The sequence below is a fragment of the Bacillus sp. EB106-08-02-XG196 genome (genome assembly GCF_013396335.1).
In the GTDB taxonomy this organism is placed as follows: domain Bacteria; phylum Bacillota; class Bacilli; order Bacillales; family Cytobacillaceae; genus Neobacillus.
This window is the reverse complement of sequence record NZ_JABWSY010000014.1, coordinates 174,111-190,915: the sequence shown is the minus strand read 5'-3', so window position 1 is coordinate 190,915 and position 16,805 is coordinate 174,111. Positions and strand designations below refer to the sequence as shown.

The following is a 16,805-nucleotide window of genomic DNA, read 5'->3' as shown; positions in this document are numbered from 1 at the left end:
AATTTTGGACAGATATTCCGTCAAAATACGGACACCTAATATCGTCAATTTCTGGACTATATAATAAATCAATAACAAGTAATTATTTCGAGAGAGTTAAGAGGATAATACCCTTTAACACCTTTCCCTTTCCCTTCACTACTTCTTTCTGAAGAAATAAGACCGTATCGCACATATCTTCTAAATTGACTATCAGTTAGTTCCACTCCATTTTTCTCTGCAAGATAAAAGATGTCTTCTTTTTTCATAAATTCACTCTCCTTACTCTTTATTCTAAGTAGCTTATTAACTTAAAACAACACCACCAAAATACGCAAATGAAAAATGTTATTGAATTAATACGCAGGACTTTGGTCCTAGAAGGAGTGAGACTATTTACCTTTAGTCATAAATCAAAAAAATTAAGCCTCAAAGAATTATCTATTTCGTTTGCATATACATATGAGTTATTAACTATACCAACTTTACATTTACCTGTTTTTCTTCGAGTGTTAGATCAATATGCTTATAATAAGAAGAGTTTTTTTAAGTCTTTTAGAATACAAGCTGAGGTAAACAAGTCAAAAGGCTTCACTACAATTGAAACAACTTAATTATTAAAAATGGATTCAAAGAAACTGGAGAATAAGTTTATTGATTCTGGTTTACTAAAGATCACCCAAATTGGGATAAGTGTATTTTTTTTATACATGATGAAAATCGAAATTATCTTTATAATGGAATATTTTGGTTTGGAAATTGTTTCTTTTTGTCACATATTGTAAAATTGAATTAATAGATTGATAGAGGGAGGTATGAAAGGTATTGATCAACATAGATAGAGCAGTTAATGATTTACATGAGTTAAATATAGATAGAGATGCTTTCAGATCAATAAGCGGTTACTTTTATCAATTTGAGCTGACATTATTACATATTCTATACGATGGTACGGAACAAGATCCATTTAAGGATAATCCTTGTAATGCAATTTATAAAGTAGAGACAATAGAAGATTATGTGAAGTATTACGAAAGTAATGGGAGAGGGTTTATTCGGCTTGCTCAGATGAAACATCACGATTCCCAAACATCGAACTCTACATATTACGGTGCTGTGTTAAGGTTATATTTTACTTATTTAAAATTCCTTGAAAAAGAAGAGGATAAAATAGAACTAAAAGCAGCAATATTCTTTTACGATATGTCCCCTGTAAAATCGATAAATAAAGTTCTAGAAGCTGCTATGAATTCCGAGAATAAGAAGCTTGAAAGTATTATCAACACTATTAAAGATATAGGGTTGGATAGTATCGAAAACAGAATCAAATTTTCAAAACTAACTACTTTCGAAAAGACTGAGAATCATGCTGCTATTACAAATAAATTAAAACATGAATTGTCAAGACGTTATCAAATGCTACAACCAAGTCACACCCCAGATCGTCTTTATGCTTCAGCAGTAAGTAAACTTATTCAAGATAGCGGGAATGAAATAGGATTTACTCTTGAATCATTAAACTCTTATTTTGTAAATGAGGTTGAAGTGCCGAGAGATTTCTATAAACTCAAAATCATTGATTATGTTAAAGGAATTATTAATGTGCTCGTAAATGAAAATATTAGAAACATCCATCCTTTTTATTCAAATGAAATCAAAGAATCTTATTCTGAAATTTACGTAAAAGTCATTATTCCGTTTATAGAAGAGAAGTTTGAGACTGCTGATTATAGATACTCATTTTTGCAGACAGTTACCCCAAATGATTTTAGTCAGGAAATAGTTATGGATTCAATTATAGAGTATGAATGCTTTTTAGAAGCAAGCAACTCAATCAAGCAGACCATGGCTAATTTGGCTAAGATACTTTTTTATTACCTAGAGTCAGGTAAAGAAGTAAGATTGGATGAGTGGTTTGATATAAATGATAATGGATGGTTATTTACCTATCCTGATGAACAGAGAGGAAGCGGGGTTTTAATAGGGAGCTTCAATAGTGATGTATTTACGTCAATGTCATATATGTTACCAAGATTAAAAGAAACATCGCTTAGACCGGATGTTTGGTATGTAAAGCACCATAACATTGACGAAATCAGTTCATCAAAAGCCCTAAGTTATGAAGTAGATTTTACCTCACCGCCAGAAGAAGTATATAGGCATATCTATGCCCAACCTGGGGATGAGCATTTTCACATTCAGTGTCTAGGTTGCCTCGCCACAGAGAGATTATGGGATTGCAGTAATGTAAATAATATCTTTAAAGATAAATGCCATGTTAAAGGGGATCAAGAAGAGTGAAGTTAAATGATGTAATCAAACATTTCATTAATAATGGTTATTACGAGAAAACTTATATTAAAAATAGTTCATATATAAATAAAGAAGGTAAAAGAGAAAGCAAGGATGTAATAATTTTACCATTTAAACATGTATTTGTAAGTGCTAATAATAATGAGGTTTACATCATAGAAGAGAAAGAAAATCTATTTACTTCTAAAGAATTAGAGGAAATAGATAATAAAATTTTAACCTTTATTCAATTTCTATCAAATAGGGATCCTATTAAATATAATATTAACCTAGTTCTACTTTGTCCGTTTGAAACCAAAAAAAATCAAAAAGAGTTTAATAAAATGCTAGGTTATGAGAGGAGTAAGTATACATCTAGGAAGATTTTTTTAAACACATCAAGTGATAATTTTGAAAATGAGCTGTCAATTTTACCATCGTTTCCTTTGGATGTTCATCTTACCTTAAAACAAACTCAAATTAATTCCTTAACTATGAAGGTCAAAGAAGTGGTGAATGAAAGTCTTTATAATGCACTTTTAAAGGATACAATTGATGATGATACATTAAACAATATTTTAATGTCTCTAAATGCAGGGGAGGCACAAAATGAGTAAAGGATTTTTAATTAAAGAAATTTATATAAAAAATTTTAGAGGATATGAGGAAAAGACATTTACATTTTTTAATGGAAATAAAGATAATAGTGGATTAATTCTATTAAGTGGCTCGAATGGATACGGAAAGACTTCTTTATTAGATGCTTTCGAATGGTGTTTTACAGGAACAATTCATAGGTTAAAAGAAGATTATGATGCAAGAAATGAAAAAAGAAATTTAAAAGTGAAAAAAGGTTTAATTCGCCATAACGGACAAAATGGAGATGTTGTGGTGAAAATAGAATTTATTTATAAAGGTGCAGATTATAAGGTTAAGAGAATATTTAATTCTACTGATGAAAGTCTAGCTTTTGACACCGAGAATAGTGATTTTTATATTAATGATGAAGAAATTACTCAACTGAAAACCATTGACTATGTTTTAGATGAGCCAATTGCAAAGGATTTTTATGAACGCTATACATGCTCCTATGAGAAGAATTTACGAATTTATGAAAAAAGTCGAGAAAATATTTATCATTTATTTTCTTCTTTCTTTGGTGGAACAAAAGACATCGAGAAGATTATTAATAATTTAGATGGAGATAAGAAAGATAAAAAACACAAAGGGATTATTGAGCAAGTAGAAACAAAAGTAAAGGCTGAGTTAATAATCGATTTCGAAAAGAAAAAAGAAAAATATGATGAAGCTTTTAAAGAATTAAATGATCTACTTCAAGCTGAACAAAATAATGTAAGTAACGATATTAAGCCACAAATTTACCCTATACAAAAATATTATGAGGATGAGATAAAACCTATCTCAATCATTGAATCAGACGAGAATTTTGAGGAAAAAGTAATTAAATTAAAAAGGCAAAAAACCTATATTCAAAATATAAAAATATTGCAAGAAAAACATAGTGGGTTTAAGGTTGCTAACCAGTTAAAAACATACTTAGATAAACTGAACCGATATGACGAATTTATATCAAGAATCTATCAACCATATCAGGTAAATAAGGTGGATATAAAGAGTATACAAGGGAAAGATTCAAATGATATTGTAGAAGAGAAACAGGCATATCTATTACATCAAAGAGAACTATCAAATGTCTCAAAACCATCAATAGACGGGATAAAAATCCTTAAAGATATAAGTTCGAAAATAAAGGGAATAGACACAGAACGGTTTCAAAAATTTCAATCAATAGACATTAGGTTAAAGGAATATCATACACTTGATTCACAATTAAAGGGATTTAATACAGCTGATGAACAGTTAAAATCATTAAGAGTTTTAGTTGATAATAAAGTAGGATTTGAAAGTCATAGAAATGAAGGGAACAAGAAATGCCCATTATGTGGGAGCAACGAAAAGTTTTCAGATAAAGATGTTGAACTATCTAGAGTTGCTAAAGATATATTAGGTGAAATTGATAACAAACGGAATGAACTTCAATTAACAGTAGATAGATATCAGCAAAGTTTACATTCAATCTACCAAACGTTTTTTGATTATATAAAGGATTTTATAGGGACAAATATTAATAACTTAGATAATTTGTTAAAAAGTTTTAATGTTACAAATGAATTTAAGAATAATTGTATTCATTTAAAGTTAGATTTCCAGAAAATTAATGAGGAAATTGTAGAAGAAAAAAAACGTCTCCTAGAGAATGAATTAATTAAGACAGATGAATTTATAGCATTTGAAGAAACCTTCCTTAGTAATTTAATAAATGAAGACCAAGAGCTGTTTGGAATGCTGGATAAAAACAATAAAGTTCTGAAGAAGATCGATTATAAGGCGTTAGATATTAGTAGGAAAATTAATTATATACATATGTTTATCAATTCGTATCAAAAATTAAAAGAGGGATACCCAATTATTATACCGATAGAAGAAATCAATCATGTAGATATAATAAGTAAAATCTCTTACTTAGATTTGTGGATACTCCGAATAGAGACTGATAAAAACCTAAGGTCAAAAAGAAATCAATTACAAATATTAGAGAGTAGTTATAAAGCAAGTGAAAAGGAATACCTTCAAAAAATGGGTGAATTGAAGAAGCTAAAACAAATATTAACAAAGATGAAGAATATTAGAAATCAGTGGGACAAGAAAATGGTGGAAGACATAAAAGTCCCTCTTCAAAAGATATATAGACGTATAAACAGACACACCAATATTCAAGATATAAATTTATTAATCGATGGTAAAACCAATCAAATGGCAAGTTTAAATGCAAATATTAATGATGAAGAAATATCAGCTACAAATATCCTAAGTGCTGGACAACTATCTGTCATGGCATTAGCCATCTTTATAACTGTATCAATGGGGCAAAAAGAAAACTTATTTAAGTGCTTCTTTTTAGATGATCCAATCCAGACTATGGATGACTTAAATATATTATCATTTGTTGATCTTCTTCGTACGGAACTCTCTGAATCAAACAAAAATAATAGGTTTATAGACCAATTATTCTTTACTACATGTGACGAAAACTTAGAAAGATTAATCACTCACAAAATGAAAAGTTTTGGTGTTAATTATACTCATATCCACTTTACTGGGTATGGTGATGCAAAAGTGCTTGCTTAAAAAAACGTGTCATTTTGACACGTTTTTTTATTTTGTTTGTACTGTATTTCCTTTAAGATGTATGGCAATAAGACAAAATAAATCTTGAAGTGAGTTACTAGTTAAATTCACCATTATTGACTCTAGACCTTCTCTGATGACATGACACTCATACTTGTCTCTTCCCATAATAATATGGGCGTGTCTGTCTTCACCCATAACCCTCTTGAACATATCTAGTGCATCTTCTAAACGGGTGCTATATCTCCAGTGTCCCAGTGAATATTGTCCATTGTACCAATCAGTTCCTCCATCTCTAGTAAAACATTTGAACTCAAGAACATCTTTTGCAATAAATAAATCTTTTTCACTAGTGGTCATGGTCTCCCACAAAATCCCCATTTTATCCTCCCTTTGTTAATAATCAATTTTAGATAACCCACTTCCAATTATTAACATTACGATTACTTTCTAATCCTACGTATATGCAAGACAATTTGAAAAAAGGTCAGAGATGGCAAGAAAATTGTAATCGGGATTTATATTTTTTGTGAAACAGTTTCAATTTTTTATGTTCAGAAGACTAACAATTCAAGTATCAAGATATAAGTTTGAAAGTCTTGTTTAATACAAGAAAGTATATCTATAATCCTTATTATGGTAATATTATTTGGAATATTATTTAATTGTGAGAAAACATGCAAAAGGGGTTTTGGGGAAATGAAGGAGTTAACAATTAACAACGGAGTATTGAATCTTAGTAAAAATGAAATAGGTTATCAAGCAGTTCTCGATGACTTTAAACATGCAACACACGTCAATGTTGTTACATACAACATCTCCCAGAACGATTCTCAACTTATAGATAGTTTAAAAAAGTTAAATGAAGATGTTACCTTAAATGTTGTTACAAATATTCCAGGTCGGTTTGAAACCTATTATGTGCCAAAGAGGAAAGTATATAAAACCCCTGCACAGAAAGCACTTGAGAATATTGAACACTATTGCAGTGTCCTTAATCCAGTGGGTTTCAAGTGTGACGTTTTTACTTATTTTAATTTTAATAATCATGCTAAAATCATCTCTACTAATAATATTGCTTATATTGGATCAGCAAATTTCTCGGATGAAAGTAGAAGTAATTTTGAGGCGGGAGTCATTATACATGACAAAGCAATTGTTGCTAGAATAAATAATGTATTAGTCGAAGAAGTTATAAGTGATTCCATTAGATATAGTACTTCTTACTATAATATTGTTAATGAATTCATGAAGGAGAACTTGCAAGACGCAGAAATCCTAGTAAAGGAATTCGACGATTCATTATTTACTTGGATGGAGGTCGGCTATAAAGGTGATATCAAAATTATGGATTCATTTCACGGTTCTATCTCAGAAGAGAAATGGGATACCTTCCAAAATCTTTGGTATGGAATTGAGGAGCTAATTTTTGAGGTAGTGAAAGATTTTGAAGATAAAGTGGATATGACACCTATTAGTCAGTATTTGTCTTTGCTTTCAGATAAGATTCAGTTTCTAAATCAACATCTTGCTGAGATTGTTACTTTTAAATTAGATGTTTCAAGAATCGCTGAAGAATTTGATTTATATCATACGGGCGAACCAGAAGATCGTGAAGCTGCATTTGAATTAGCAGAAGAAAAAATACGAGAAGAAAGAGAAGCTATGTTTGAAAAGATAGAAGATAAAGCAAAGGAAATTGAGACAAGTTTAGCTGATATACCACAGATTATTCAAAAATTAACAGCAGAGTTAGATTTAAAGAAAGAAGCACTTAGTGAAGTTATACGGTACGAAAACCAACACAAAATAAACAATACAGGAGAAAAGAGCGAAAATATTTAGGCAATTAACACTGTGACCTTAAGAAGCTGGTAGAAAAGTGACGAACATTGGAGAGGCAATTTGTAAACAATGTGTTGAAATCATAAATGATCTACTAAGAAGATTTAAAATAGATAATCTTGAATTAGAAACAATGGAAGAGGAAGTAGATCCAGATGATGAATACGAATGTCTCATTTGTAAGCAACAATAGACGAGGGAGATGGGTATATTTCAGCAGTCTACTTCAATGAAGTAAGTGACTCGTTGTCTGAAGTGGGAGAATTAATTTCAAGTGAAATTAAAGGGTGTTTTAATTACGAAGGTCAAGAAATGGACCATTATATATACGCTTTTAACAAAGGTGAAGATGCAGACGAGCAAATAAGTAAAAACGTAGGAATGAGCGTAGAGGAGTTTCTATATGATAATGGTATACCTGAGGAACTCCATCAAGAGATGACCAAGTTGCTTCAATGTCAGAAATGGCGTTATGGGAAGGAAGAAGCCCACCCAAAACACAATCCTGATGGGGGGATATTTGAGCTTGATGATGAAGTGTATTCTCAAGCGGAAATCGATCATTTTTGGGGGCTAGGTTATGAGTGGTTTTCGGAATTTTCCGAACTGTATGATACCCAATTAAGCAAGTCGGACTTGGCAGATTTTAGGGATTATCTAATCAAATTTCCAATCCTTGCTTTTAATAATCTTGTTGGACAAAAAATCTACATGGTTTTGAAAAGTCACTATAAAGAGAAAGATTTTATTACACTTATTAAGAATAATTCCTTTATAGAGGTAGAACGAGAAAAGTTGATACCAAAGTTTATGATAAGGAGGGTCTTTGGAACCCACCACAAGGCAGGGCTTCACATGGGAGGTACAATTTAATTAGGACATCAGTATTATATTGCACGGATGACCCAAAAGTTCTTCAACTCGAATTGCACCCTACCTATGATGAAGTGATTGATGTTGGGACATTTAAGAATAAAAGTGAGTTGACTTTACTCAATATGGATTTCTTTCATGAATTTCAGGGGTTTTTCGATGAAAAAAATATGGATACAAAACAGTTTAAAGAAGTTTATTTACTACCAAATTTTATTCGAGACTGTTGTGTGGAAATTGGTTATCACGGTGTAAGATACACAGGTGTTCATCAAGAAAATGGTAAGTATACGAACTATGCATAATTCAATTTTAATAAGAGTGATTTTAATATAGTGGATACTTTTACTAAGAAGTACTCTATCAAGTATGAAGACTTAGAACAAAAAACTACAATAATTTAGGAAATCCTTTTTTAGTGAGGCTCCTATGACAGAGCTAATTGATTAGAAAGATACAATAAAAGAAGATTTAATCTTTGAATATTAGAATAGTAAGGAATAATTGTTATTACTGGTAATTTGTAGGTGAGTATAAAATTAATATGACCTAATAAGGCATTGGATAATGTATTCCAATGCCTTATTTTTTGCCTCTTAAATAACTACGGTGAACCTTATCATAAATAGAGCAAAAAAAGTTGTAAATAAGGTCTCGGTTGGGAGTTATTTACCAATAGAGTTATAGAAATATTGAATTAAAGGGAGACACCTGTCATTTTCATCCTGTGGGGTAATTTCGCAAAGCAAAAGCAACAATTGATTACCGGATCCCATCACTTTATTATTAAATCTCCTAACCCAAGCCCATTATCTGCCCATAATGGCTTCTATGGCAGCCGGCCATTTTCTAAAGTTAACCAGTTTTTGAGGGAGATTGGGAGTATGGAGATTGATTGGCAAATAAATAATCTATAGGTAAAGGTAATGCAGGAAGCAAATAAAGAAGAAGTCTTTTGATGAAGGAGTTAGAAAGAGGTGAAGAATATGATTTTTGAAGTTACTTCCAAATATCATAAACTATCGATGTTGGATAAACATCATAGGTTTAAGTCCTGGGAACATTGTTTTAATTTTTTCTATAACAATTATAAAGCAATAGACGATGATACAACTATTGATCATGGCTGTCTCCATTTGGCATTTTATCTCGCAAGTTTTGGAATGCTACGAGGGGGATCATTTTTACTACAAAAGGATTATCGAATCCATGAATACTTTTTAAAGGATGTTGTTAGGAATCCTCAATATCATAAGTACTTCGATAGTAAATCCCAAAGAAGTATAAATAAGATGAGTGTTGAAGGTATTGATACTTTGATAAATGAAACGTCCAATGCATACATAAAAAATATATCTCAAATCAATGGTCAAGATAAAACTATTACGGTTACAGATACGTTAGCTTCTAAAATTTTACTAGGTGTGTATGGAAACGTACCTGCATATGACAGGTATTTAAGGGATGGGTTAAAGCTGCATGGCATCAACCAGCAATTTACTGAAGCTGCTCTAATAGAGTTAGTTGATTTTTACAATCAGAATAAGGAAGACTTTGAAAAAAGTCAACATTCCTTTAAGCGAGACGGAACGTTCTACCCACCAATGAAACTAATTGATATGTATTTTTGGCAGGTGGGATATCTGTTAGAAAATGCAGATGAGGGTTCCGATGAAATAAAAAGAATCAAAGAATTTGCAATCAACTTCTCTAATAATAGGAAAAACCAATTGATAGGAGGATCGATAAACATGCAAAGGTCGGTAAAAAATCCTGGATTAACGGATAAAATTAGAGAATATATAATTGGTAGATTAAATCAAGCAAAGGCGGATGGATTCACTTCAATAGATTTAAAGTCGGGGGAAAATCATAAAAGTCTTAAATTAGAGAATCGAATGCCTGCAGTCACGAACGCTATGGTTTCACTGGGAGTATTTCGTTTTGAAATTATTCACGATACACCAAGTGGAGCGAGTTCAACTAAGCTTGTTAGGTATTATTTATAAATGTATTCATCCTGGATAGAGGATCTTTTTATTTCTTCCCATATATTGTACAATTTTAATATATCCAAATACTTACATTAAGTAGTTGGGTGTTAATTATACAGTCAGGGGAAAATCGATGGATACGGTCGAAAAGAAGTTAATTGTGAATTCCGATAAAGGGAATTTATTAAGAGAATTAGTGAGATCCATGAACGAGTGTGAGCGTTTTTATTTTAGCGTTGCTTTTATTAACTATAGCGGGCTGCAACTTTTACTTGATCCTTTAAAGGAAGCTGAAGAAAAGGGAGTCAAAGGAAAAATCATTACTTCCACTTATCTTAATTTCACTGATGCAAAGGCATTGGAAAAGATTAAAGAGTTTAATAATGTGGATTTAAAGGTTTTTGTTACGGATAAAGAGATCGGGTTCCATACGAAGGCATACATTTTTGAGTATAGTGATAGCTATAAGGTGATTATTGGTTCCTCGAATATTACCCAAAGTGCATTGAAAAGCAACATCGAATGGAATGTAGAAATAATCACTAAAGAGAATGGCCGATTTATCCAGGATGTTTTAAAGGAATATGATTATCTTTGGAATATGAGTGAGGTTGCAGATCAAGACTTTATTAATAGATATGAAGAATTTCTTAAGAGCTTTAAGGATACAAAGCAATCACGAAGCTTGATTTATGAAAATAAAAAATACATTGTCCCAAATAGAATGCAAAGACGAGCAACAGAGAATTTAGAGAGACTGAGGAATTTTGGGGAGAAAAAGGCACTAGTCATTGCAGCAACCGGTACGGGTAAAACCTATATGTCTGCATTCGATGTGAAAAGCTTTAAACCCAAGAGACTTCTATTTATTGTTCATAGAGAAGAAATCTTGAAAAAGGCCAAGGAAACCTTTGAACTTCTATTACCAAATGAGGGGATAACCTTTGGTCTGCTTACAGGTAACCATAAACAAAAAAATGTGGATTATGTATTTGCTACCATTCAAACCATATCTAAATGTTTTCATGAATTTAAAAGAGATGAATTTGAATATATGGTCATTGATGAAGCGCATCATGCAACTAGCCCGACTTATCAAGCTGTATTGGACTACTTTGAACCTAAATTCACTTTAGGGATGACTGCGACGCCAGAGCGCAGTGACGGTTATAATGTCTTTGACCTTTTTGATAATAATGTGGCAATCGAGGTCCGCTTGCATGAGGCGCTTGAGGACGAGCTAGTTATTCCTTTTCACTACTTTGGAATTACAGATATTGAAGGTATAGATTTGAGTGATGTGAACATTGATGATATTTCTGAAATCACAAAAAGGTTAAAGGTTAACGAACGCGTTGATTTTATTATTGAGAAGATGGATTTCTATGGTCATGACGGTGAAAAAAGGAAGGGCCTAGGTTTCTGCGCCAGTATCGAACATGCTCAGTATATGGCTAGTGAATTTAATAAAAGGGGTTATCAAAGCGTTTGCTTACACGGTGGAGATTCACCCGAAACACGTGGACGTTTTATTAATCAATTAGAAAATGACCATGACCAACTAGAATTCATCTTTACAGTTGATATCTTTAATGAAGGTGTTGATATTCCTTCTGTTAATACAGTACTAATGTTAAGGCCAACTAATTCACCCATTGTATTTATTCAGCAACTTGGTAGGGGATTACGTAAGCATGCAGAAAAGACTTTCTTGACTGTTCTTGATTTTATTGGAAACCATAACAAAACATTCCTAATAGCACTAGCATTAAACGGAAGTCGTTATTATGATAAGGAAAGTTTGAAGGTAGCAGTTGCAACAGGATTTGCTAATATACCTGGGTGTACACATATCCAAATGGATAAAATAACCCAGGAGAGAATATTGACTCAGATTGATAGTGAAAACTTTAATTCGATGAAGTACCTTAAGGAAGAGTACTTTGAATTTAAGAAACTCAATCAAGGCCGGATACCATTCTTACTATTGGATTATTTGAAATATGATGGAGCTCCTGATCCTATTAAATTCATTGATCGGGAAAAAACATACATACAATTTGTTGCCAAGGTGGAGAAGGATGATTATTTAAAAGAGCTTTTACAAAATGAGGCGTTTGAAGGGACTTTAAAAGAACTGTCAAGCAAGCTTCCACTTAAGCGAATTTATGAGTTTGTAATCATTCGTTATTTAATTGAACATGACGAAATAAATCTAGAAATGGCAAAGAAACAAATCTTAAAGATGATAACTGAAGTTGATGATGATAGTGTTCTACATGCTTTTGAGTGTTTGAATCAAAACTATTATGATAGTGTTCAAATAAAGAATAAGCCGAAGTTAGTTCAATATAAAGATGGCAGACTTATTAAGTCCCCAGTTTTTAAAGAACTATTGGAAAGTGAAGATTACAGGAAGTTTATCGAAGATATTATTACTTACGGTATTTTCCGATATGAAAAGGAATTTAAGGCAGAGTACTACGGTGTTCCACATTTTAAACTTTATGAGCAATATCAAATGGTGGATGCAGCTTTACTTTCTAACTATCGTAAAATCCATAGTTCCTTTAGAGGGTCAGGATTGTTAGCAAATGGGAATGAGTATTTTCTATTTATTGATTTACATAAAGAAGAGGATGTTAAAGAAAGTATTAATTACAAAGATAAATTTATTAGTCCTCTAAAATTCCAATGGCAATCAGTAAATAGTACCACCCAACAGTCTGAAAGAGGGAAAAATATAATTTTTAATAAACAACGCGGTGTCAATCTTCACTTGTTCATTCGTAAGTATAAAGAGATTGATGGTAAGACGGAGCCCTATATTTATATTGGCAAAGGGAATTCGGTTGAATTTGAAGGGGATAAGCCAATTACGGTATGGATGGAATTAGAAAATGAAGTGCCGGCAAGTTTATATACAGAGTTTACAAAAAAAGTTTAGTCTTCTCATTTGAGAAGACTATTTTTCTTGAATTAACTGTTCCACTGCTGGAATATCCGCTGGTGCCCACTTGAGAGATTCAAGATTTTCTCTTTTTAACCAGATTAACTTTGAATGCTCACTCGGAGTTGGCGTACCTTCGATAACTTTACATTTAATTGATATCAAATTAATGATAAATGTTTCGTATTCATGTGTGTTGTCGTTGAAAATTCCTGTTGCTGTTTCAATCTTGCAATCCAATTCCTCATCTATTTCTCTTTCAAGTGCTGAGTAAATATCTTCATTTGCTTCCACTTTCCCACCTGGAAACTCCCACATATTCGGAATTGACATTTCTGGTGATCTTAGTGCACATAAGATTTCATTATTTTCATTTTCAATAATTGCAGCAACTACTTTTACAAGTTTTTTCATGATAGCCTCCTAATGATATCTATAATCATAATAATATCATTTTTTTCGATTAGATTCTTTTAGCAGATTTAGGGGCGAAAATGAAACTCCTAATTCCAAAATACTATTATTAATATCAGATTTTAATACAACCTTCCCTTGCTTGAGGCTATAACTAATCTAAAGTTAACAAAATGGCTGGAAGGCTTGGTAAAAATGGTTCAGAAAACTAATCAAACGTTTAATTAAATCGGGTGGTAAACTAATCAAACGTTTGATTAACTGGTGTGAGGCCTTGGTACAACAGGTCTTGAAAACTAATCAAACGTTTGATGAACAAATTTAGCTGTCAAATGCGAAAGCTTTTACGCTAAAATGGAAGAAATTAAAAATCAAAGAAACAAGGATTTAGTAAGGTGCTTCTGGCAATTAACTGATGTATGTTTTGGCAGTATCATTTCCGTTGGTGTTTTTAATTCTTAACAATATCTTTACATTCTATTACTTGAATTCTATATATAAGTGAATTATTATATAAGTGTTCATTTATATAAAGTTCTATCCGTTACGGATGTTCAGCTTGCATAATAATTAAGGGTTTAACGAAAAATATCTTATAGTTTATTTTACTTACCATTATTATAAGGATATTATTATTTACTTATATGAGACGCTGAGGAGGGGGATGTATGTCGGAAACAAAATCAACTGTAGAAATAGAGCGGATTTCTAACATCTTTAAATTGTTAGGGGATAAAACGCGTTTAACCATGATTAAAATTCTGGATAATCATGATGCTTGTGTTTGTGAATTTGTAGAAATATTTAAAACTAGTCAGCCAGCCGTCAGTCAACATGTTCGTAAGTTAAAAGATGCTGGGCTGGTTAGGGAAACAAGGAGAGGACAATGGATCATCTACTCTTTAAATAAAGATAGTGAATACTTTTCATTGGTTCAAGATTTATTGCAACACCTTCCAAACCAAGATTTTAGATTAAAGGAATTGGAAGAGCAAGGATTACGAATTTCATGTGAATAATTGGAGGTTTAAATATTGGTATCTACGATACTCGCATCATTCATTTTTTTAATTACGCTTATTCTTGTTATATGGCAACCTAGAAACTTATCCATTGGCTGGTCCGCATGTGGAGGAGCCATTCTTGCTTTAATTGTTGGAGTGGTTGACTTTCAAGACGTTCTCGAAGTAACCAAAATTGTATGGAATGCGACCTTTTCATTTATTGCTATCATCATTATTTCCTTGATATTGGATGAAATTGGGTTCTTTGAATGGTCAGCACTTCACATGGCAAGAGCTGCGAAAGGCAATGGAATTAAAATGTTTGTTTATGTAAGCATACTTGGTGCTCTCGTGGCAGCATTCTTCGCAAATGATGGAGCTGCACTTATCCTTACACCAATCGTCTTAGCGATGGTACGAAATTTAAAGTTCGAAGAAAAAATGGTTTTTCCGTTCATTATTGCAAGTGGTTTTATTGCAGATACAACTTCATTACCACTAGTTGTGAGTAATCTTGTAAATATCGTTTCTGCTGACTTTTTCGGAATCGGATTTGCAGAGTTTGCATCAAGGATGTTTGTTCCAAATTTATTTGCTTTAGTGGCAAGTATTTTAGTCTTATATCTTTACTTTAGAAGGAACATACCTAAAAAATATGATCTAAATAATCTAAAGAAACCTGCCGAAGCCATTCGGGATCAAAAAATGTTTCGACTTTCATGGTTTGTCCTCTCCATATTATTAGCAGGATACTTTATAAGTGAATTTTTAAATATTCCCGTATCCATCATTGCAGGTATAGTGGCTATATTCTTCTTATTTATGGGAAGAAGAAGCCGCGCAGTTGAAACAAAAAAGGTCATTAAAGGAGCACCATGGGCGATTGTATTTTTCTCAATCGGAATGTATGTGGTGGTGTATGGCTTAAGAAATGTGGGATTAACCAATGTCTTAGCTGACCTAATCCAAGTGACAGCCGATCAAGGATTATTTGTAGCAACCATTGGAATGGGTTTTATTGCTGCTATTCTATCTTCCATTATGAATAACATGCCAACTGTGATGATTGATGCTTTGGCCATTGCTGATACCAATACAACAGGTGTAATAAGAGAAGCACTTATATACGCAAATGTGATTGGCTCTGATTTAGGTCCAAAAATAACCCCTATCGGATCTCTTGCCACTTTGTTATGGTTACATGTTTTATCGCAAAAAGGAGTTAAGATTTCTTGGGGAACCTATTTTAAAACGGGTATTGTTTTAACCATACCAACTTTATTCATTACGTTGGTTGGTCTCTATATATGGTTGTTAATCATTTAAGCAAAATTTAAAACAAAAAGGAGCATTCATCATGACAAAGAAAAAACTCTATTTTTTATGTACAGGAAACTCTTGCCGCAGCCAAATGGCAGAAGGATGGGCAAAAAAACATTTAGGTGATGAGTGGGAAGTACGCAGTGCTGGTATCGAAGCTCATGGATTAAACCCGAATGCAGTAAAAGCGATGAAAGAAGCTGGAGTTGATATTTCAACTCATACTTCAGATATTATCGACCCTGAGTATTTGAACAATGCTGATTTAGTTGTCACTCTTTGTGGAGACGCTGCTGATAAGTGTCCGATCACACCGCCAAAGGTAAAGCGAGTTCATTGGGGGTTTGATGACCCGGCAAAGGCTCAAGGAACAGACGAAGAAAAATGGGCATTCTTCCAACGTGTCCGTGATGAAATCAGTGGTCGCATTAAACGTTTTGCTGAAACTGGTGAGTAAAGAGAAATTAATAGCCAAGAGTTTTAGACTCTTGGCTCTAATTTTATTATTTATATAACCAATTGCTTATATCATTTCCATTAGGAGAGTGTTTTTATGAGTAAAGTAGAAATCTTTGATCCAGCCTTGTGTTGTCCCACAGGTGTTTGCGGTCCGAGTGTTGATCCTGAATTAACAAGAGTGGCAACTGCAATCTTTTTATTAGAGAAAAAGGGGTATGACATTAAACGTTATAACCTTGGAACGGAACCTGGAATATTTGTTGAGAATAAAGAAGTTAACAAAATTCTTCATGAAAAAGGTCCGGACTCACTTCCGGTGACCTTAGTCGAGGGCAATATTGCTAAGATAGGTACCTATCCGACTAACGAAGAACTTGCCGAATGGTTTGGTATCCATGCTGAGGAATTGATTGTCAAACCTAAGGCTGGTTTAAAAATTGAACTTAATCCATTGAAATAGAAAGA

General features: G+C 32.5%; 16 protein-coding genes and 1 pseudogene. 14 read left to right on the top strand and 3 right to left on the bottom strand.

Annotated elements, in window-relative coordinates; translation table 11 throughout:
* Nucleotides 1-68: 68 nt before the first annotated feature.
* Entirely contained in the window at nt 69-248 is a 180-nt protein-coding gene (locus tag MLOOGBEN_RS21580) for a hypothetical protein (protein WP_179160336.1), read from the bottom strand.
* A gap of 556 nt (nt 249-804) precedes the next feature.
* Here MLOOGBEN_RS21580 and MLOOGBEN_RS21575 point away from each other — a divergent pair.
* From MLOOGBEN_RS21575 to MLOOGBEN_RS21565, 3 genes are read left to right on the top strand one after another with little or no spacing between them, the layout of a single operon-like run.
* On the top strand, nt 805-2,280 hold the full coding sequence (locus tag MLOOGBEN_RS21575) for a hypothetical protein (RefSeq protein WP_179160335.1): 1,476 nt from the start codon (nt 805-807) through the stop codon (nt 2,278-2,280).
* Nucleotides 2,277-2,888: a hypothetical protein gene (locus MLOOGBEN_RS21570; RefSeq protein ID WP_179160334.1), complete on the top strand. Its 612-nt coding sequence runs from the start codon at nt 2,277-2,279 to the stop codon at nt 2,886-2,888. Before MLOOGBEN_RS21575 ends, MLOOGBEN_RS21570 begins: the two co-directional genes overlap by 4 nt.
* Nucleotides 2,881-5,481, top strand: a complete 2,601-nt coding sequence (locus MLOOGBEN_RS21565; protein WP_179160333.1) for an AAA family ATPase — start codon at nt 2,881-2,883, stop codon at nt 5,479-5,481. Before MLOOGBEN_RS21570 ends, MLOOGBEN_RS21565 begins: the two co-directional genes overlap by 8 nt.
* Nucleotides 5,482-5,508: 27 nt before the next feature.
* Here the strand turns inward: MLOOGBEN_RS21565 and MLOOGBEN_RS21560 are convergent, their stop codons facing one another.
* Nucleotides 5,509-5,862: a hypothetical protein gene (locus tag MLOOGBEN_RS21560; protein ID WP_179160332.1), complete on the bottom strand. Its 354-nt coding sequence runs from the start codon at nt 5,860-5,862 to the stop codon at nt 5,509-5,511.
* A gap of 318 nt (nt 5,863-6,180) precedes the next feature.
* Between MLOOGBEN_RS21560 and MLOOGBEN_RS21555 the strand changes: the two genes are divergently transcribed.
* The 7 genes and pseudogenes from MLOOGBEN_RS21555 (at nt 6,181) to MLOOGBEN_RS21535 (ending at nt 13,140) form a co-directional block, all read left to right on the top strand.
* The gene (locus MLOOGBEN_RS21555) at nt 6,181-7,326 is read left to right on the top strand and encodes a phospholipase D-like domain-containing protein (RefSeq protein WP_179160331.1); all 1,146 of its coding nucleotides are present in this window, start codon (nt 6,181-6,183) and stop codon (nt 7,324-7,326) included.
* 37 nt (nt 7,327-7,363) lie between these two features.
* Nucleotides 7,364-7,519 (top strand): hypothetical protein, encoded by a 156-nt coding sequence (locus MLOOGBEN_RS21550; protein ID WP_179160330.1) that lies wholly within the window; start codon nt 7,364-7,366, stop codon nt 7,517-7,519.
* Nucleotides 7,520-7,572: 53 nt separating this feature from the next.
* The gene (locus MLOOGBEN_RS21545) at nt 7,573-8,199 is read left to right on the top strand and encodes a hypothetical protein (protein WP_218781275.1); all 627 of its coding nucleotides are present in this window, start codon (nt 7,573-7,575) and stop codon (nt 8,197-8,199) included.
* A 53-nt stretch (nt 8,200-8,252) separates the two neighbouring features.
* Nucleotides 8,253-8,504, top strand: a complete 252-nt coding sequence (locus tag MLOOGBEN_RS28975) for a hypothetical protein (RefSeq protein WP_218781274.1) — start codon at nt 8,253-8,255, stop codon at nt 8,502-8,504.
* Between the two features lie 345 nt (nt 8,505-8,849).
* A pseudogene (locus tag MLOOGBEN_RS29805) lies at nt 8,850-9,116 on the top strand (uracil-DNA glycosylase); the annotation flags it as partial.
* Nucleotides 9,117-9,176: 60 nt separating this feature from the next.
* Nucleotides 9,177-10,208 (top strand): hypothetical protein, encoded by a 1,032-nt coding sequence (locus tag MLOOGBEN_RS21540; RefSeq protein ID WP_179160328.1) that lies wholly within the window; start codon nt 9,177-9,179, stop codon nt 10,206-10,208.
* A 118-nt stretch (nt 10,209-10,326) separates the two neighbouring features.
* On the top strand, nt 10,327-13,140 hold the full coding sequence (locus MLOOGBEN_RS21535; RefSeq protein WP_179160327.1) for a DEAD/DEAH box helicase: 2,814 nt from the start codon (nt 10,327-10,329) through the stop codon (nt 13,138-13,140).
* A gap of 18 nt (nt 13,141-13,158) precedes the next feature.
* On the opposite strand, the gene MLOOGBEN_RS21530 is transcribed toward MLOOGBEN_RS21535, so the two are convergent.
* Complete coding sequence (locus MLOOGBEN_RS21530) at nt 13,159-13,557, bottom strand: (deoxy)nucleoside triphosphate pyrophosphohydrolase (RefSeq protein WP_179160326.1); 399 nt, start codon at nt 13,555-13,557, stop codon at nt 13,159-13,161.
* A gap of 668 nt (nt 13,558-14,225) precedes the next feature.
* Between MLOOGBEN_RS21530 and MLOOGBEN_RS21525 the strand changes: the two genes are divergently transcribed.
* The 4 genes from MLOOGBEN_RS21525 (at nt 14,226) to arsD (ending at nt 16,800) form a co-directional block, all read left to right on the top strand.
* Entirely contained in the window at nt 14,226-14,576 is a 351-nt protein-coding gene (locus MLOOGBEN_RS21525; protein ID WP_179160325.1) for an ArsR/SmtB family transcription factor, read from the top strand.
* A 15-nt stretch (nt 14,577-14,591) separates the two neighbouring features.
* Nucleotides 14,592-15,887 (top strand): arsenic transporter, encoded by a 1,296-nt coding sequence (locus tag MLOOGBEN_RS21520; protein ID WP_179160324.1) that lies wholly within the window; start codon nt 14,592-14,594, stop codon nt 15,885-15,887.
* Nucleotides 15,888-15,918: 31 nt separating this feature from the next.
* A complete protein-coding gene (gene arsC, locus MLOOGBEN_RS21515; RefSeq protein WP_179160323.1) occupies nt 15,919-16,338 on the top strand; it encodes an arsenate reductase (thioredoxin) in 420 nt (139 codons plus the stop codon).
* A 96-nt stretch (nt 16,339-16,434) separates the two neighbouring features.
* A complete protein-coding gene (gene arsD, locus MLOOGBEN_RS21510) occupies nt 16,435-16,800 on the top strand; it encodes an arsenite efflux transporter metallochaperone ArsD (protein ID WP_179160322.1) in 366 nt (121 codons plus the stop codon).
* Nucleotides 16,801-16,805 lie beyond the last annotated feature (5 nt).

What these genes read in the sequence shown, in the direction of transcription:
- MLOOGBEN_RS21580 (WP_179160336.1), bottom strand. Translation starts at nt 248, where the DNA reads ATGAAAAAAGAAGACATCTTTTATCTTGCAGAGAAAAATGGAGTGGAA.
- MLOOGBEN_RS21565 (WP_179160333.1), top strand. Translation starts at nt 2,881, where the DNA reads ATGAGTAAAGGATTTTTAATTAAAGAAATTTATATAAAAAATTTTAGA.
- MLOOGBEN_RS21560 (WP_179160332.1), bottom strand. Translation starts at nt 5,862, where the DNA reads ATGGGGATTTTGTGGGAGACCATGACCACTAGTGAAAAAGATTTATTT.
- MLOOGBEN_RS21555 (WP_179160331.1), top strand. Translation starts at nt 6,181, where the DNA reads ATGAAGGAGTTAACAATTAACAACGGAGTATTGAATCTTAGTAAAAAT.
- MLOOGBEN_RS21535 (WP_179160327.1), top strand. Translation starts at nt 10,327, where the DNA reads ATGGATACGGTCGAAAAGAAGTTAATTGTGAATTCCGATAAAGGGAAT.
- MLOOGBEN_RS21530 (WP_179160326.1), bottom strand. Translation starts at nt 13,557, where the DNA reads ATGAAAAAACTTGTAAAAGTAGTTGCTGCAATTATTGAAAATGAAAAT.
- MLOOGBEN_RS21525 (WP_179160325.1), top strand. Translation starts at nt 14,226, where the DNA reads ATGTCGGAAACAAAATCAACTGTAGAAATAGAGCGGATTTCTAACATC.
- arsC (WP_179160323.1), top strand. Translation starts at nt 15,919, where the DNA reads ATGACAAAGAAAAAACTCTATTTTTTATGTACAGGAAACTCTTGCCGC.
- arsD (WP_179160322.1), top strand. Translation starts at nt 16,435, where the DNA reads ATGAGTAAAGTAGAAATCTTTGATCCAGCCTTGTGTTGTCCCACAGGT.